The sequence below is a fragment of the Aureimonas phyllosphaerae genome (assembly GCF_900113065.1).
Classification (GTDB): Bacteria; Pseudomonadota; Alphaproteobacteria; order Rhizobiales; family Rhizobiaceae; genus Aureimonas; species Aureimonas phyllosphaerae.
On the sequence record NZ_FOOA01000042.1, the window covers coordinates 1 to 13,685 of the forward strand.

At 65.2% G+C, this 13,685-nt stretch carries 12 protein-coding genes; 2 read left to right on the forward strand and 10 right to left on the reverse strand.

Going from position 1 to position 13,685, the window contains the following annotated elements; genetic code table 11:
* The 8 genes from pyc to BM175_RS21810 all read right to left on the reverse strand — a co-directional run.
* Positions 1–3,456: pyruvate carboxylase (gene pyc, locus BM175_RS21775; RefSeq protein ID WP_090966847.1), on the reverse strand; the 3,456-nt coding region annotated here is incomplete at its 3' end.
* Complete coding sequence (locus BM175_RS21780) at positions 3,456–3,884, reverse strand: pseudoazurin (RefSeq protein WP_090966863.1); 429 nt, start codon at positions 3,882–3,884, stop codon at positions 3,456–3,458. The genes BM175_RS21780 and pyc, both read right to left, overlap by 1 nt.
* Positions 3,885–4,010: 126 nt before the next feature.
* Entirely contained in the window at positions 4,011–5,579 is a 1,569-nt protein-coding gene (locus tag BM175_RS21785) for a GMC family oxidoreductase (RefSeq protein WP_090966865.1), read from the reverse strand.
* Positions 5,580–5,683: 104 nt separating this feature from the next.
* Positions 5,684–6,226 (reverse strand): gluconate 2-dehydrogenase subunit 3 family protein, encoded by a 543-nt coding sequence (locus tag BM175_RS21790; RefSeq protein WP_090966867.1) that lies wholly within the window; start codon positions 6,224–6,226, stop codon positions 5,684–5,686.
* Between the two features lie 71 nt (positions 6,227–6,297).
* Positions 6,298–6,693, reverse strand: coding sequence for a VOC family protein (locus BM175_RS21795; protein ID WP_090966869.1), 396 nt, complete (start codon positions 6,691–6,693; stop codon positions 6,298–6,300).
* 165 nt (positions 6,694–6,858) lie between these two features.
* Positions 6,859–8,625, reverse strand: coding sequence for a D-lactate dehydrogenase (gene dld / locus BM175_RS21800; protein ID WP_090966871.1), 1,767 nt, complete (start codon positions 8,623–8,625; stop codon positions 6,859–6,861).
* A gap of 56 nt (positions 8,626–8,681) precedes the next feature.
* Positions 8,682–9,089 (reverse strand): ribbon-helix-helix domain-containing protein, encoded by a 408-nt coding sequence (locus BM175_RS21805; RefSeq protein ID WP_090966879.1) that lies wholly within the window; start codon positions 9,087–9,089, stop codon positions 8,682–8,684.
* Positions 9,090–9,360: 271 nt separating this feature from the next.
* Positions 9,361–9,684, reverse strand: coding sequence for a hypothetical protein (locus BM175_RS21810; RefSeq protein WP_090966873.1), 324 nt, complete (start codon positions 9,682–9,684; stop codon positions 9,361–9,363).
* Positions 9,685–9,814: 130 nt separating this feature from the next.
* Here BM175_RS21810 and BM175_RS21815 point away from each other — a divergent pair, with 130 nt between their 5' ends.
* Positions 9,815–10,444, forward strand: coding sequence for a LysE family translocator (locus BM175_RS21815; protein WP_090966875.1), 630 nt, complete (start codon positions 9,815–9,817; stop codon positions 10,442–10,444).
* A 278-nt stretch (positions 10,445–10,722) separates the two neighbouring features.
* On the opposite strand, the gene BM175_RS23295 is transcribed toward BM175_RS21815, so the two are convergent.
* On the reverse strand, positions 10,723–11,520 hold the full coding sequence (locus BM175_RS23295) for a transglutaminase-like domain-containing protein (RefSeq protein WP_090966877.1): 798 nt from the start codon (positions 11,518–11,520) through the stop codon (positions 10,723–10,725).
* 235 nt (positions 11,521–11,755) lie between these two features.
* On the opposite strand from BM175_RS23295, the gene BM175_RS21825 reads away from it, so the two are divergent.
* Positions 11,756–12,823, forward strand: a complete 1,068-nt coding sequence (locus BM175_RS21825; protein WP_090966881.1) for a M20/M25/M40 family metallo-hydrolase — start codon at positions 11,756–11,758, stop codon at positions 12,821–12,823.
* 226 nt (positions 12,824–13,049) lie between these two features.
* Here the strand turns inward: BM175_RS21825 and BM175_RS21830 are convergent.
* Positions 13,050–13,685, reverse strand: a 636-nt coding sequence (locus BM175_RS21830) for a putative zinc-binding metallopeptidase (protein WP_175526972.1), incomplete at its 5' end; no start/stop codon positions are given.

The window sequence follows — 13,685 nt, forward strand, 5'->3', positions numbered from 1 at the left end:
GGCGAATACGACGAGCAGGTCCTTGGCGTCGATCTGGTCGCCGGCCTTGACGTGGACGGCTTCCACCGTGCCGTCGGCTTCGGCGTGGAGCGCGGTCTCCATCTTCATCGCCTCGATGGACAGGAGGACATCGCCGGCCTTGACGCTCTGGCCGGGCCGCACGGCCAGCGTCGAGACGACGCCCGGCATCGGGGCCGCGACATGCGCCGCGTTGCCGGGTTCGGCCTTCGGGCGCGCGGCCCCCGAGCCGTTGCCCCTGGCGCGGTCGGGCACCTTGATGCGGCGCGGCTGGCCGTTCAGTTCGAAGAACACCGTCTTCTTGCCCTTCTCGTCCGTATCGGCCGAGCCGAGCGAGCGGATGACGAGCGTCTTGCCGGGCTCGAGGTCGACGAGGATCTCCTCCTCCGTCTCGATGCCGTAGAAGTAGTTCGGCGTCGGCAGGGTCGAGACGGGACCGTAGGTGTCAGCGGCAACTGCGAAGTCGGTGAAGACCTTCGGATACATCAGGTAGGAGGCAAATTCCTGGTCGCTCACCTTGCGGCCGAGCTTCTCCTCGACCTTCGCGCGTTCGGCGTCGAGGTCGGCGTCGGGGATCAGCGATCCCGGGCGCACCATGATCGGCGCCTCGCCCTTCAGGGCCTTGCGCTGCAGCCCTTCCGGCCAGCCGCCGGGGGGCTGGCCGAGATCGCCGTGCAGCATGGAGACGACGGAGTCCGGGAAGGCGATGTCGCGCGAGGGGTTCTCGACGTCAGTGACGGACAGGTCCTGCGCCACCATCATCAGGGCCATGTCGCCGACGACCTTGGAGGACGGCGTCACCTTCACGATGTCGCCGAACATCAGGTTCGCCTCGGAATAGGCCTTGGCCACCTCGTGCCAGCGCGTGTCGAGGCCGAGCGAGCGGGCCTGTTCCTTCAAGTTGGTGAACTGGCCGCCCGGCATCTCGTGGAGATAGACTTCCGACGCCGGCCCCTTCAGGTCGCTCTCGAAGGCGGCATACTGGTTGCGCACGGCCTCCCAGTAGAAGGAGATGCGACGGATCGCGTCCTGGTCGAGGCCGGGGTCGCGCTCCGACCCCTTCAGCGCCTCGTTGAGCGAGCCGAGGCAAGCCTGCGAGGTGTTGCCGGATAGCGCGTCCATCGCCGCGTCCACCGCGTCGACGCCGGCATCCACCGCCGCGAGGATCGTCGCGGCTGCGATGCCGGAAGTGTCGTGCGTGTGGAGGTGGATCGGGATGCCCACCTCCTCCTTCAGCGTCCTGATCAACATGCGGGCGGCCGCCGGCTTCAGGAGGCCCGCCATGTCCTTCACGCCGAGGATGTGCGCGCCCGCGCGCTCCATCTCCTTGGCGAGGCTCACATAGTACTTGAGGTCGTATTTCGAGCGGGCGGGATCGAAGAGATCGCCCGTGTAGCAGATCGCGCCCTCGCACAGCTTGCCGGACTCGATCACCGCGTCGATCGAGACGCGCATGTTCTCGACCCAGTTCAGGCAGTCGAAGACGCGGAAGAGATCGACGCCGCCGGCGGCCGCCTCCGCGACGAAGCGCTTCACGACGTTGTCGGGATAGTTGGTGTAGCCGACGCCGTTGGAGCCGCGTAGCAGCATCTGGAGAAGGATGTTCGGCGCCTTTTCGCGGATCGCGCTAAGGCGCTCCCACGGATCTTCGGTCAGGAAGCGCATGGCGACGTCGAAGGTCGCCCCGCCCCAGCATTCGAGCGAGAGAAGCTGCGGCAGCGCTCTGGCGTAGGCATCCGCGATGCCGACGATGTCGTGGGTGCGCACGCGGGTCGCGAGCAGCGACTGGTGACCGTCGCGCATCGTCGTGTCGGTGACGAGCACTTCGGCCTGCGCGAGCATCCAGTCGGCAAAGCCCTTAGGCCCCAGTTCCTCGAGCCGCTGGCGCGAGCCGGGCTGGATCGGCCGGTCGAAGCGCGGCGCGACGGGCCTGCGGGCGTCCGCCGGCGGCTTCGGGCGCCCGCGCGTCTCGGGATGGCCGTTGACGGTGACGTCGGCGAGATAGGTCAGGAGCTTCGTCGCGCGGTCCCGGCGCTTCACCTGCGCGAAGAGCTCGGGCGTCGTGTCGATGAAGCGCGTCGTGTACGAGTTGTCGGCGAAGGCCGGGTGCGTGATGATCGCTTCGAGGAAGGTGAGGTTGGTCGCGACGCCCCGGATGCGGAACTCGCGCAGCGCTCGGTGCATGCGCGCGATCGCCTCCTCCGGGCTCGGCGCCCAGGCCGTCACCTTTTCCAGGAGCGGGTCGTAGAAGCGGGTGATCACCGCGCCCGAATAGGCCGTGCCGCCGTCGAGCCGAATGCCAAAGCCCGTCGCGCCGCGATAGGCGGTGATGCGGCCGTAGTCGGGGATGAAGTTCTGCTCGGGGTCTTCCGTCGTGATGCGGCACTGGAGGGCGTGGCCGTTGAGACGGATGTCCTCCTGGCGCGGGACGCCGCTCTCAGGGGTCCCGATCGCGTGCCCGTCGAGGATGTGGATCTGCGCCTTCACGATGTCGATGCCCGTCACCTGCTCGGTGACGGTGTGCTCGACCTGGATGCGCGGGTTCACCTCGATGAAGTAGAAGGCGCCGGTGTCGGCATCCATCAGGAACTCGACGGTGCCTGCGCCCACATAGTTCGTCGCCGCACAGATGGCGCGCGCGTAGGACGCGAGCTCGCGCCGCTTCGTGTCATCAAGATAAGGGGCCGGCGCGCGCTCCACGACCTTCTGGTTGCGCCGCTGGATCGAGCAGTCGCGCTCGAAGAGATCGACCACCGTCCCGTGCGTGTCACCGAGGATCTGCACCTCGACGTGGCGGGCGCGTTCGACGAGCTTTTCGAGATAGACCTCGTCCTTGCCGAAGGCGGCCTTGGCCTCGCGCTTGGCCTCGGTCACCTCGCGCGCGAGGTCCTCCGGTTTGCGGATGGCGCGCATGCCGCGCCCGCCGCCGCCCCAGGAGGCTTTCAGCATCACGGGATAGCCAATGGTCTCGGCGAGACGCTTGACCTCCTCCATGTCGTCGGGCAGCGGATCGGTCGCGGGCACCACCGGCACGCCGACTTGCGTCGCGAGGTTGCGCGCGGCCACCTTGTTGCCGAGGCGGCGCATCGTGTCGGCCGTCGGGCCGATGAAGGTGATGCCGGCCTGCGCGCAGGCATCGACGAATTCCGGGCTCTCCGACAGGAGGCCGTAGCCCGGATGGATCGCGTCGGCGCCGGACTCCCTCGCGACCCGGATCACCTCCTCGATCGACAGGTAGCTCTCGATCGGCCCGAGGTCGCGGGACAGATGCGGGCCGCGCCCGACCTGGTAGCTCTCGTCCGCCTTGAACCGGTGAAGGGCGTACTTGTCCTCCTCCGCCCAGATCGCCACCGTCTTCAAGCCCAGCTCGTTCGCCGCGCGAAACACGCGGATCGCGATCTCGGAGCGATTGGCGACAAGGATTTTCGAGATCGGCATCAGGAGCCGGACTTCGCCAGCAGCTCTTGGAAGACCATCTTGGCCTTGCCCGGATGCTTGACTGCGATCGCTTCCGGTTGGTTCACCGGCTCGCCTACCTTGATGAGCGCCACCATGCCCATGCCGTAGTGGGGCGTGCACTTCACACCGTAAAGACCTTCCTTGGAGACCGTCAGTCGGTACTCCTCGTTGAAGGCGCTCTTGAATGGGTCGACGCCTTCCGGGAGCATGCCTTTGATGGATTCGACGTCGTGTCCCTTGCTGGTCGGCTTGAAGACGATCACGTCGCCAGGCTTGGCCTCGATGTAATCGGGCTCGAACACCATCGCCCCCTTGGCGCCGGCATTCAGCATCTGAACCTCAATCTCGGCGGCATGCGCTGCGGTCGGGGCGAGTAGGATCAGAGCAGCGAGAACAGTCAGCTTCATCGTCGTGGACCTTCGTTTCTGGAAAACGGGCGCGTGGAGGCGTTGCCGGACGAGCCGACCCATGCAACCGGGGGACAGGAAAAACGGAAGCGGTCGCCGGACTCTCCCGGCGACCGCATGGACGCCTTAGAGCTCGCCGCGGGACATGCGTCCGGCGATGTGGTCCGCCTGACGGAGCGCCAGGGACACGATCGTCAGCGTCGGGTTCTCGGCGGCGCCCGTGGTGAACTGCGATCCGTCCGACACGAACAGGTTCGGGATGTCGTGCGTCTGGCCGAAGCGGTTGACGACGCCGTCACGGGCGTTCTCGCTCATGCGGTTGGTGCCGAGGTTGTGGGTCGAAGGATACGGCGGGGTGTGAATGCTACGGAGCGCACCGACGGCCTCGTAGATCGCCGAGCCCTGCTTGTAGGCATGGTTGCGCATCGCCGTGTCGTTCTCATGGTCGTCGAAGTGCACGGACGCGACGGGCATGCCGAACTTGTCCTTCTCCTCGGCCAGCGTGATGCGGTTGGTCTCGCAGGGCATGTCCTCGCCCACGATCCAGAGGCCGGCGAGGTTCTGGTAGTTGTCCATCGCGTCCGCGAAGTCCCGGCCCCACTTCTGCGGGTCGAGGAACGCCGCCATGAACGGCAAGCCGAGCGAAAGGGTCTCGAACTCGTAGCCGCCGACGAAGCCGCGGGACGGGTCGTGCCTCGCTTCGTCGCGAACGATGCCGGCCATGGTGGTGCCGCGGTACATGTGGACGGGCTTGTCGAACACGCCGTAGACCGAGCCCGTGGTGTGGCGCATGTAATTGCGGCCGACCTGGCCGGACGAGTTGGCGAGCCCATCCGGGAACATTGAGGACTTCGAGTTCAGGAGCAGGCGCGGGCTCTCGATCGAGTTGCCTGCGACTGCCACCGCACGGGCCTTCTGCCGCTGCTCGACGCCCTGCGCGTCGGCGTAGACCACCGCCGTCACCTTGCCGCTCGCGTCGTGCTCGATGCGCAGCACATGGCTTTCGGGCCGAACCTCCAGGCGTCCCGTCGCCTCGCCCTTCGGGATCTCCGACACGAGCGTCGACCACTTGGCGCCGGACTTACAGCCCTGGAAGCAGAAGCCGATCTGGAGGCACGAGCCGCGGTCGTCGCGCGGCTGCGAGTTGATCGCCATGTTGCCCGTGTGGACTTCCTTGTAACCGATCTTCTTGGCGCCCGCCTCAAGAACCTTGAAGTTGTTGTTGCCCGGCAGGCCGGGGATGCCGTTGGTGCGAGTCACCCCCATCCGGTCCTCGGCTTTGGCGTACCAGGGCTCCATCTCCTTCAGGTCGATCGGCCAGTCGAGGAGGTTGGCGTCCTTGACCTCGCCGTAGTGGGTACGTGTCTTGAACTCGTGCTCCTGGAACCGCAGCGACGCGCCGGCCCAGTGCACCGTCGAGCCGCCGACCGACTTCACGATCCAGGCCGGGAGGTTCGGGAAGGTCCGGGAAATGTCCCAAGAGCCGGACGTCATGCGCTTGTCGCCCCAGGCGAGCTGGGCGAACGAGTCCCATTCGTCGTTGATGAAGTCCCAGGTCTCGTGACGCTTTCCCGCCTCGAGGACGACGACGTCGATCCCCTTTATGGCGAGCTCGGCGCCCAGCGTTCCGCCGCCGGCGCCGGAGCCGACGATGACGAACACGCTGTCGTCGTTCAGTTCATAAGGTGCGGGCATGGCTTCTTCTCCCATCCGGCATCGACCACGCCCGCCTCCCTGCGGGTGCTTGCGGTCGCCGGCTCAAACGGTGTTGCAGGTTCGGGCTGCGCGCGCCGGCGCGATCAGGCGAGCCAGTCGATGTCGTCGAACCCGCGCTCGAGGTAGCCGCCCTTGTCGTAGGAGGCGCCCTCGTAGCCGAAGATCGGCCAGAGTTCCTTTTGGTTGTAGAGACCGACCACGAGGTTGCCGCGCACCTTCTGGAAAAAGGCGGTGTCCTCCATAGCCTTCAGGAGCTCGACGCGATCGGCCTCGCTCTCGACCTTGGCATAGGGCTTGCCGAAGCGGTCGGCAGCGGCCTGGTTCAGGCTTCCCATGCCGCTCTCGAGAAGGTCGCGCTCGGCCGGAAGCGCGCGGGCGGCCTCGTCGAGGATCTGCACGGCGGTCGCGTAGAAGCGATCCTCGATCTTGTCGTGGGGGTAGCAATCCCGCGACATCTGCACGAGGGACGCGAAGGTCTCGGGCTCGGTGGCCTGGGGCATCTGGGCAAAGGCCCGGCCGGTCACGAGGCCGCTCGGCATCACCGTCATCGCAATGATGCCGGAGGCCGCACTTTTGAGGAAACGTCGGCGCGACAGGTCGTTCGCCGACGAGGTCGATCTCGTCATCGTTCAGTCCTCCCGTTAGGGCGCCGCGACGTGCCTCCCAGCACCGGCGCCAGAGTTGCAGTGCTAGACGGTCACTTGAAGCGCCAGGAGCGCTCGAGAACCTCGATCTTGTAGCCGTCGGGATCCTCGATGAAGAAGAAGTTCGCCGCCCCGCCGCCCGGGGCGTTCAACGTCTTCAGGTCCTTCGGCGAAAGCCCGGCATCGAGAAGGCGCTGGTGTTCGGCCTTCAGATCGGCCACGGAAACGGCCAGATGCCCATAGCCGTTGCCGAGGTCGTAGGGTGTCTCGGTTCCCTTGTTGACCGTGAGCTCCAGTTCGAAATCGCTTCCCGCGTTCCGCATGTAGATGAGCGTGAAGCTGTCGAACTCGATGCGATCGGCCACCTCGAGATCGAACGCCTGCTTGTAGAAATCGACCGAACGCGCCTCGTCGAGGACACGGATCATCGAATGAATGAGTTTGGCCAAGCCTCTCTCCCAGAATGCTTTTTCATCGGCTTGCCGACACGGATGAGAGCTTAGAGTGATTACAGAGACGGATGGTAGTAAAGGGGTAGGACAGACGGCGAAGCGGGTAAAAAATCCTGTGTGGACCTCGTGTTGAGACGGGTTGTCGCAGCGACCACCGAGTCGTCAGAGTGCCGGAGTCGCGGCCGCCTTACGCCACCGGAGCAGCTTGCTGGTGCGCCCGATCCCAGGGTTCAGGCAATTGCACGGATCAAGGCTGCGATAGTGCCGCTCCAGAACGGGGTCGGCCTTGTAGAGATGCCCGACATTGTGCTCCGCGGGATAGCGAGCCCGGCGCGTGTCCAGCAGCGCCAGCATCCTTCCCTTCACGGCGTGCCAGTCCGCTCCCTCCCGCAGGAGGTAGTCCTGATGGAAGACGTGGCAGAAGAAGTGGCCATAGTAGAGCTTGTGGACGATCTCGCCCTCGATCTCTGACGGCAGGCGCTCCGTCCAGTCACGCTCGTTTCGCGGAAGCGCGATGTCGAGAGCCACCACACCGCCGCTGCGACGTCCCTGCACGGCGTCGTAGCGGATCGCCGCTCCCGCGGTCGCGAAACGGTGAAGGAAGGCGGCGGAGCCCTCCTTAGCCGTGCATTCGAAGTGGTCGGTCTGCGGGTTCCGGTACCGATCGGCCAGAAGCTTGGCGAGAGCCATCGCCCCTTCGCCCGACACCTTGATCATCAGATGGTGCTCGAAGCGGTCCCGGAAGGCGGTGAGCCTCGGCGGAAGATGAGACGGGAAGAGATGCGAAGCAGCTTGAAGGAGCCGATCCGACAGGTTGCGCGGCAGGAACGGGATCCGTTCGGCGAAGCTGTCGAAGCGGCTCTTCCACGAGAAGAGGGCCGGGAGACGCGCGGTACCAAGGCGTCGAACGAGGAGGAAGGTGTCCTTGCCGTATCGCTCGGCGATCCGGAACGCATCGCGATGCATGTATTCCGCGGCGATCGGCAGCGGCATCGGGCTCGCCAGCATCTCGCGCCGCAACTCAGTGAGTTCGCCGGGGTCATTGGTGCCCAGGTAGAAGACCCGGGTGTCCCGTTCGGCCTCGAACGTGTCGAGACGGACCGCGAACACGATGAGACGTCCGGCCGAACCCGATGCCTCGAAGAGGCGACGGGGGTCCGCGTTGAAGCGGGCCGGCGTGTCGGCATTTACGTCGCGGACGTACTCGCCGTACTCCCCGTCCGAGGCCCGTCTGCCGGCTGGGTGGCCGACGGCGTCGGGCGGTACGTCGCCCCTGTCGAGCCGTTCGAGGATCTCGATCGGGGTCGTCCCGAGCGAGACGTCCAGATGGTTCACGAGCTCCAGCCGGCCGTCCTGCGTCACCCGAGCGAACAGGGCCTGCTCGGTGTAGGCCGGACCGCGCCGGATCAACGAGCCGCCGGAGTTGTTGCATACCCCGCCCATGACGGACGCGCCGAGGCACGATGACCCGATCACCGAATGCGGCTCGCGGCCCAGCGGCTTCAGCGCCTTCTCGAGCGTGTCGAGCGTCGTGCCGGGGAAGGCGAGAACCTGGCGCCCCCCGTCAAGCAGCAGGAGGGAGCGAAGGCGCAGCGTGCCGACCACGACGACGTCGCGATCGTAGTCGTCGCCGAAGGGCGTCGATCCGCCCGTAAGCCCGGTGTTCGCTGCCTGCATGACGACTACGGCACCGTGCTTGATGCACAGGGAAACGGTGCGCCACAGCTCGACGAGCGTGCCGGGCAACGCCACGGCGCTGGCGTGCCCGGCGCCGAAACGGTACCCCCGGACGTAGCGGCGCATGCGGGACGGCGACGTCAGGAGGTTGCGCTCGCCGACCACCGCGCGCAGTTCGTCGGCCAGTGCCGTCCCCGCTCGTGCTCCGCTTGTCCCGTTGTTGGAAACGGAAGTCTGGCGTGGGCGATCCAAAGCGGATGTTCGGTCGCTGGGGCTCGGAACGCCTCCCGCCGAGCGTTCGTAGATCGTCACAGGATGTACTTCTGGCTCTTGCGCGGCAGGGCGACCGGGGCTGCGGCTTTCCTGCTTTCGCGAGCCCGGTTGGCCTCGTCCTCCAGCGCAAGGATCTCTTCCGGCTTCAGGTTGCTTCCCTGCTCCTTCGAGAGGAAGCCCTGGAGTTGCAGGTTCAGGTACCGAAGGCAGCACACGCGCAGGAACGACGTGAAATTCCCGAGGTCATGTCCCTCGTCGATCGACTCATTGTACAACTGGTGGAGGAGCTGCGGGATGTTGAGATCGTCCTTCTCGGCGATCTCCTCGAGCACCGTCCAGAACATCTTCTCGAGGCGAACGCTCGTGACCATCCCGTCCATCCGGACGGATCGGGTCTGGCTTTCCCAAAGGTCCGCGCTCGCGCCTACGAACAACCTGCACATCCCGGCCTCCTCCCCGCCGTTCACTCCCGCTCGAACCATTGCGCGGTTTCCCGGTCGATGGGTAGTAGTCCGCTACGCAGTCAGATCGATCGGTTAGGCTTTTGCCACCAGGTCGTTCGCCTTCGGCAACGGCAGCAATCTTCAGGAGTAAATTCCAGAGCAGACGGACCATCAACCACCCGGTCGAGCCAATCACTCCTCGAAAGGTGGTCGCCCAGTCGCGCCGAGCGACGCCGAGCGAGTAGACGCTGGGAGGCGATCCGTCCGCAACCTACGTAGTCCCACTACCGCTGCACTTGCGTTGCGTTGGCGGCTGGGCAACTAACCCTGAGCGCATACCTCGAGCGCGCAGCATGTTCTCCTCGAACGCTCGTCCCATCGCGGTGATCGTACCCGGCGAGTACACGTGTCCCGACGGCGTCCAGATCCAAGGCGACAGACCGAGCGCTGCCTTGTCCGCCTGCATGGCGATCGCAAAGCGGATGGCCTCGCCGAGCGACGGCCAACGATCCGCCGCCTTGCCGGACCACTGCTCGTTCGTCGGCCGTTGTTCCGCATCGCTCCAGACAAGCATGACGTCGTCGTTGATCTGCATGGCTGTCCCCGCTCGCCGGCCGGACACATCTCAATGTCTGACAGGCAGGCATCGCTAACGTCGGCAGCCAAGGAAGGATCACGAGCGCGTGAAGTCAGCCTTCCTTAGCATTCGCAATGGCTTAGCCATCATGCAACCCAATCCGCCTCACGCCATTCTGGCCTCGATCCCGAACCCGGAAGGTCCCGTGCCGCTCGACACCTTTGCGCCGTTCGTCCTGGCCTCGATGGCGCTCCTGCTGACGCCGGGCCCGACGAACACCATTCTCGCCGCCAGCAGCGCCGCCATGGGACTGCGCAGGGCCTGGATGCTCCCGCTCGCGGAAGCTGCCGGCTACGTCATCGCGATCTTTGCGTTCGTTCGCGCGTCCGAACTCCTTGCGGACATTCCGATCGCCCTCCCAGCGCTAAAGGGGGTTGCGGCCGCGTGGCTCCTTTATTCCGCCTACAAGCTTTGGACGCAGCCCGTCGAACAACGGGTACCGGCGGTCGGCGAGGCGATCAAGCAGGTGTTCCTGACGACGCTCCTGAACCCGAAGGCCATGCTGGTTGGAACGATCATCATCCCGACAGCGCTCCCCGCGCAGGCCATCAGTGGCCTCCTTCTCTTCCCATGCCTGTCGGTCGCGGCCGGCGCGCTCTGGATGACGATCGGATCTGCGGTCCCCAGCCGTCTTCGCCCTTTCGCCTACAAGGGTGCCGCCTGCATCATCGGCGTCTTCTCGTTCGCGGCCGCCAGCAGCGCGGCTCACCTGATCTGAGGGCGTTGGGCCAACCTCCCGGTGTTGGCTGAGGACAGCCCTCTTCCCCTTGGCTGTCCTACCGTAGCCAGCACTCAAGCTTCCGTATTGCGTCAACCGGTTCTTACGGTCGACGCGAAGACCCGCTCGAGACCCCACGGCGCTCGAGCGGGTCGCCTATAAAGTCAAGACGAAGCAGATTGGCGATGAGGCCAAAACTTTTCGTCAGCGCATCGTTTTGCGCCGTCGACGTCTACACGATCCAATCTCGACCGTTGCTACCCCAATGCGTAGATGACCTATCCTCTGATAGATGCTTCATCCAACCTGCTGACATGTACAACCTGCGACACAAAATCAGCCCGACCAAACACGGTCATGAAGGCGATGTCTGTGGCATCTCGTCCGACAGCAATCCGTACCAGCCCCTCGGTCGAAGCAAGGCCGCTTGCATCGACGAGCCGCCAGCGGCCATCCAACCAAACGTCCACGACCGCATGGAAGTCTTCAGGCTTCAGTTGCCACGCGTAGGTCGATACGAGGCGTGCGGGAATGCCCGCAGCACGCGTGAGGGCCGCCATGACGTGGGCATAGTCCCGGCAGACACCACTTCGAGCCAGAAACGTGTCGACCGCGCTGGTCTTTTCGTGGCTTGAACCGATGCGATAATCGATGTGGTCGTGGATCCAGGAAGCCATAGCGGCGATCAGCGCGCCCCCCTCCAGTCCGGCGAACTCGCGTTCCACGAAGGAGACAAAGACATCAGACTGGCAGAAGCGACTTGGCCACAAATACGGGATGACGTCAGCCGGAAGCTCGTGATGCGGCGTCACGGGCAAGCCTAAGAGTGGCTCGGGTTCGCGTTCGATTAAAAACGTTCCCTGGTAGCTTGCGATCAGCTCGCCGTTCGCTCGGACCCAGGTTCGGCGCCCGATCCCGTCATCTCCTTGAACGGTTCGAAGTGCACCAAGCGAGTTGACCCGAAGCCGATCGTCCAAGAGCTTCTGCTCGAGGGTCGGCGCAGCTTCAATTGCGAGAAGAACATCGGCTGGCTTCGGAAGCCGGTATTGCAGATCGGCCTCGACCCGAAGACGCATAAACTCTCCATCCGGCAAATCCGCCTCAGGCCTTGGGATTGGGGCCATTGGAATTTGCGTTTAGCAAACCCGATGGAGTTGGGCACTGCGCTCTCGCAGGAATCCACCAGCGCATTATGCCGCGCTGGCAAATGCTGGATCGAAACTACGCCCTGGACTGTTCATCCCGCCCAGGGGTTCGGTCGGCGATCTCCCGTCCACCTCTTAACAGGTGGAACTGAAGGACGTGTCTTCCGTGAGAACAGAGTCACTAGAATTCTTGAAGGGCCTCGTGAAGGCCCCGTCGCCAAGCGGCTACGAGCAGCCTGCGGCGACCGTCTACCGGACCTATACGAAGGCCTTCGCTCACAGGGTCGCGACCGATATCAGCGGCAACGTCACCGCTGTCTTGAACCCGGACGCGCCGATGAAGATCATGCTGGCTGGCCATCTCGACGAGATCGGCTTTATGGTGCACCACATCAGCGACGAGGGTCTCCTGTACTTCAGTGCGATCGGCGGCCACGACAGCGTCATCCCGATCGGCCAGCTCGTCTGGGTCCATGGTAAGGAGCGCGTGCCGGGCGTCATCGGGCGCAAGGCGATCCATCTCCTCGATCCGGAAGAGCGAAAGAAGAAACCGGAGATGCACGATCTATGGATCGACATCGGCGCGACTTCGCGCAGCGAAGCCGAGGCCATCGTTCAGATCGGCGACGTCGCGACCTACCAGTACGAGTTCCAGGCGCTGATGGGCGGACGGGCAAGCGCGCGCGGCTTCGACAACAAGGCCGGCTGCTTCATCGTCGCCGAAGCCCTGCGGCTGCTGAAACAAGACGGCGGGCTGCACCCGGAGGTCGGTGTCTGGGGCGTGGCCACCGTCCAAGAGGAGATCGGCTCGCGCGGGGCTAAGACAGCAGCATTCGACATCGGAGCCCAGACGGGGCTCGCGGTCGATATGAGCCATTCGATCGACTACCCGGGCGTCAGCAAGACCCGGTATGGTCAGCTCGACGTCGGCCGCGGCCCGAGCATTACGCGCGGCGCCAACATCAACCCGGTCGTCTTCCGCTTGCTCCAAGAGGCGGCGAAGGAGGATGGGATCGCCACCCAAGTCATCGGCGCTCCGTCAGTGACGCCGACGGACGCCGGAATGATGCAGGTCAACCGTTCGGGCATGGCGACCGGGCTTCTCGGCGTGCCGCTCCGTTACATGCACACGCCCTGCGAAGTCGTCAGCCTGGAGGACATCGAGAACTGCGCTCGGCTTATGGCGGCCTATTGTCGCCGGATTCGCTCAGATACCGATTTCACGCCGATGTAGCAGGCGAAGGCTCGGGTCGGCACTGCAGCCCTCCTTGCATCTCTGATGCTGATGCCCCATGTGCGCCCGTAGTCTCGCTTATGGTTCATGCTAGCGGCTCGCGGCCGCCGGCTTGGGGGGTTGCGTCGTGTTGTGCGGAGCGCGGGCGTCGTCCGGCAGGGGCCGGGCGACGCTTTATTGCATAGCGGGATAAGAGGATCTCACCCCCGCGTCGTGGCGGCTCTCCTCAGGCGGCGACGGGCTGTTCGGCCGAGGCCGTGGCGCCAGCCGCGGGCACGGGCTCGACAGGCGCCGCGCGCTCGGCCGGCCGGGCGGCGTGACCGATGCGGCCGTGCACGAGGTCGTGGATGAAGCCGAGCTTGCCGATGACGGTCGGCGACAGGACGAACGGGTAGAGGTCCTGCAGGCCCATCGCACGGTTCATCGAGTTCAGCGCCTGGCTGACGGCGAGCCAGCCGTCATTGATCTGCTCGATCGTGGTCGCCTCGTCGTAGACCTTGAAGTCGAGGTCGGTCGTGAGGATGCCGTCGCGGTCGAGCCGCGGATGGATCGTCATGCCCCAGGACCCCGCAACCTCCAGCGAATCCACGATGTGGAGATAGTGCGCCCAGGTCTCGGCGAAGTCCTCCCACGGATGCACCGCGGCGTAGGACGATACGTATTCCTCCTGCCAGTTCGGCTTCGGCCCGTTGGCATAGTGCGTCTTCAACGCCTCGCCGTAGTCCTGGCGGTCGTCGCCGAAGATCGCTCGGCATTCGTCGAGCGCGCCGCCGTCGCGCACCAGGATGTCCCAGTACCAGTGGCCGACCTCGTGTCGGAAATGGCCGAGCAGCGTGCGGTAGGGCTCGCCCATCGCGGTGCG

Bases quoted from the DNA above. Each gene is read 5' to 3' on its own strand.
- BM175_RS21780 (WP_090966863.1), bottom strand. From the start codon at position 3,884: ATGAAGCTGACTGTTCTCGCTGCTCTGATCCTACTCGCCCCGACCGCA.
- BM175_RS21785 (WP_090966865.1), bottom strand. From the start codon at position 5,579: ATGCCCGCACCTTATGAACTGAACGACGACAGCGTGTTCGTCATCGTC.
- BM175_RS21790 (WP_090966867.1), bottom strand. From the start codon at position 6,226: ATGACGAGATCGACCTCGTCGGCGAACGACCTGTCGCGCCGACGTTTC.
- BM175_RS21805 (WP_090966879.1), bottom strand. From the start codon at position 9,089: ATGTGCAGGTTGTTCGTAGGCGCGAGCGCGGACCTTTGGGAAAGCCAG.
- BM175_RS21815 (WP_090966875.1), top strand. From the start codon at position 9,815: ATGCAACCCAATCCGCCTCACGCCATTCTGGCCTCGATCCCGAACCCG.
- BM175_RS21810 (WP_090966873.1), bottom strand. From the start codon at position 9,684: ATGCAGATCAACGACGACGTCATGCTTGTCTGGAGCGATGCGGAACAA.
- BM175_RS23295 (WP_090966877.1), bottom strand. From the start codon at position 11,520: ATGCGTCTTCGGGTCGAGGCCGATCTGCAATACCGGCTTCCGAAGCCA.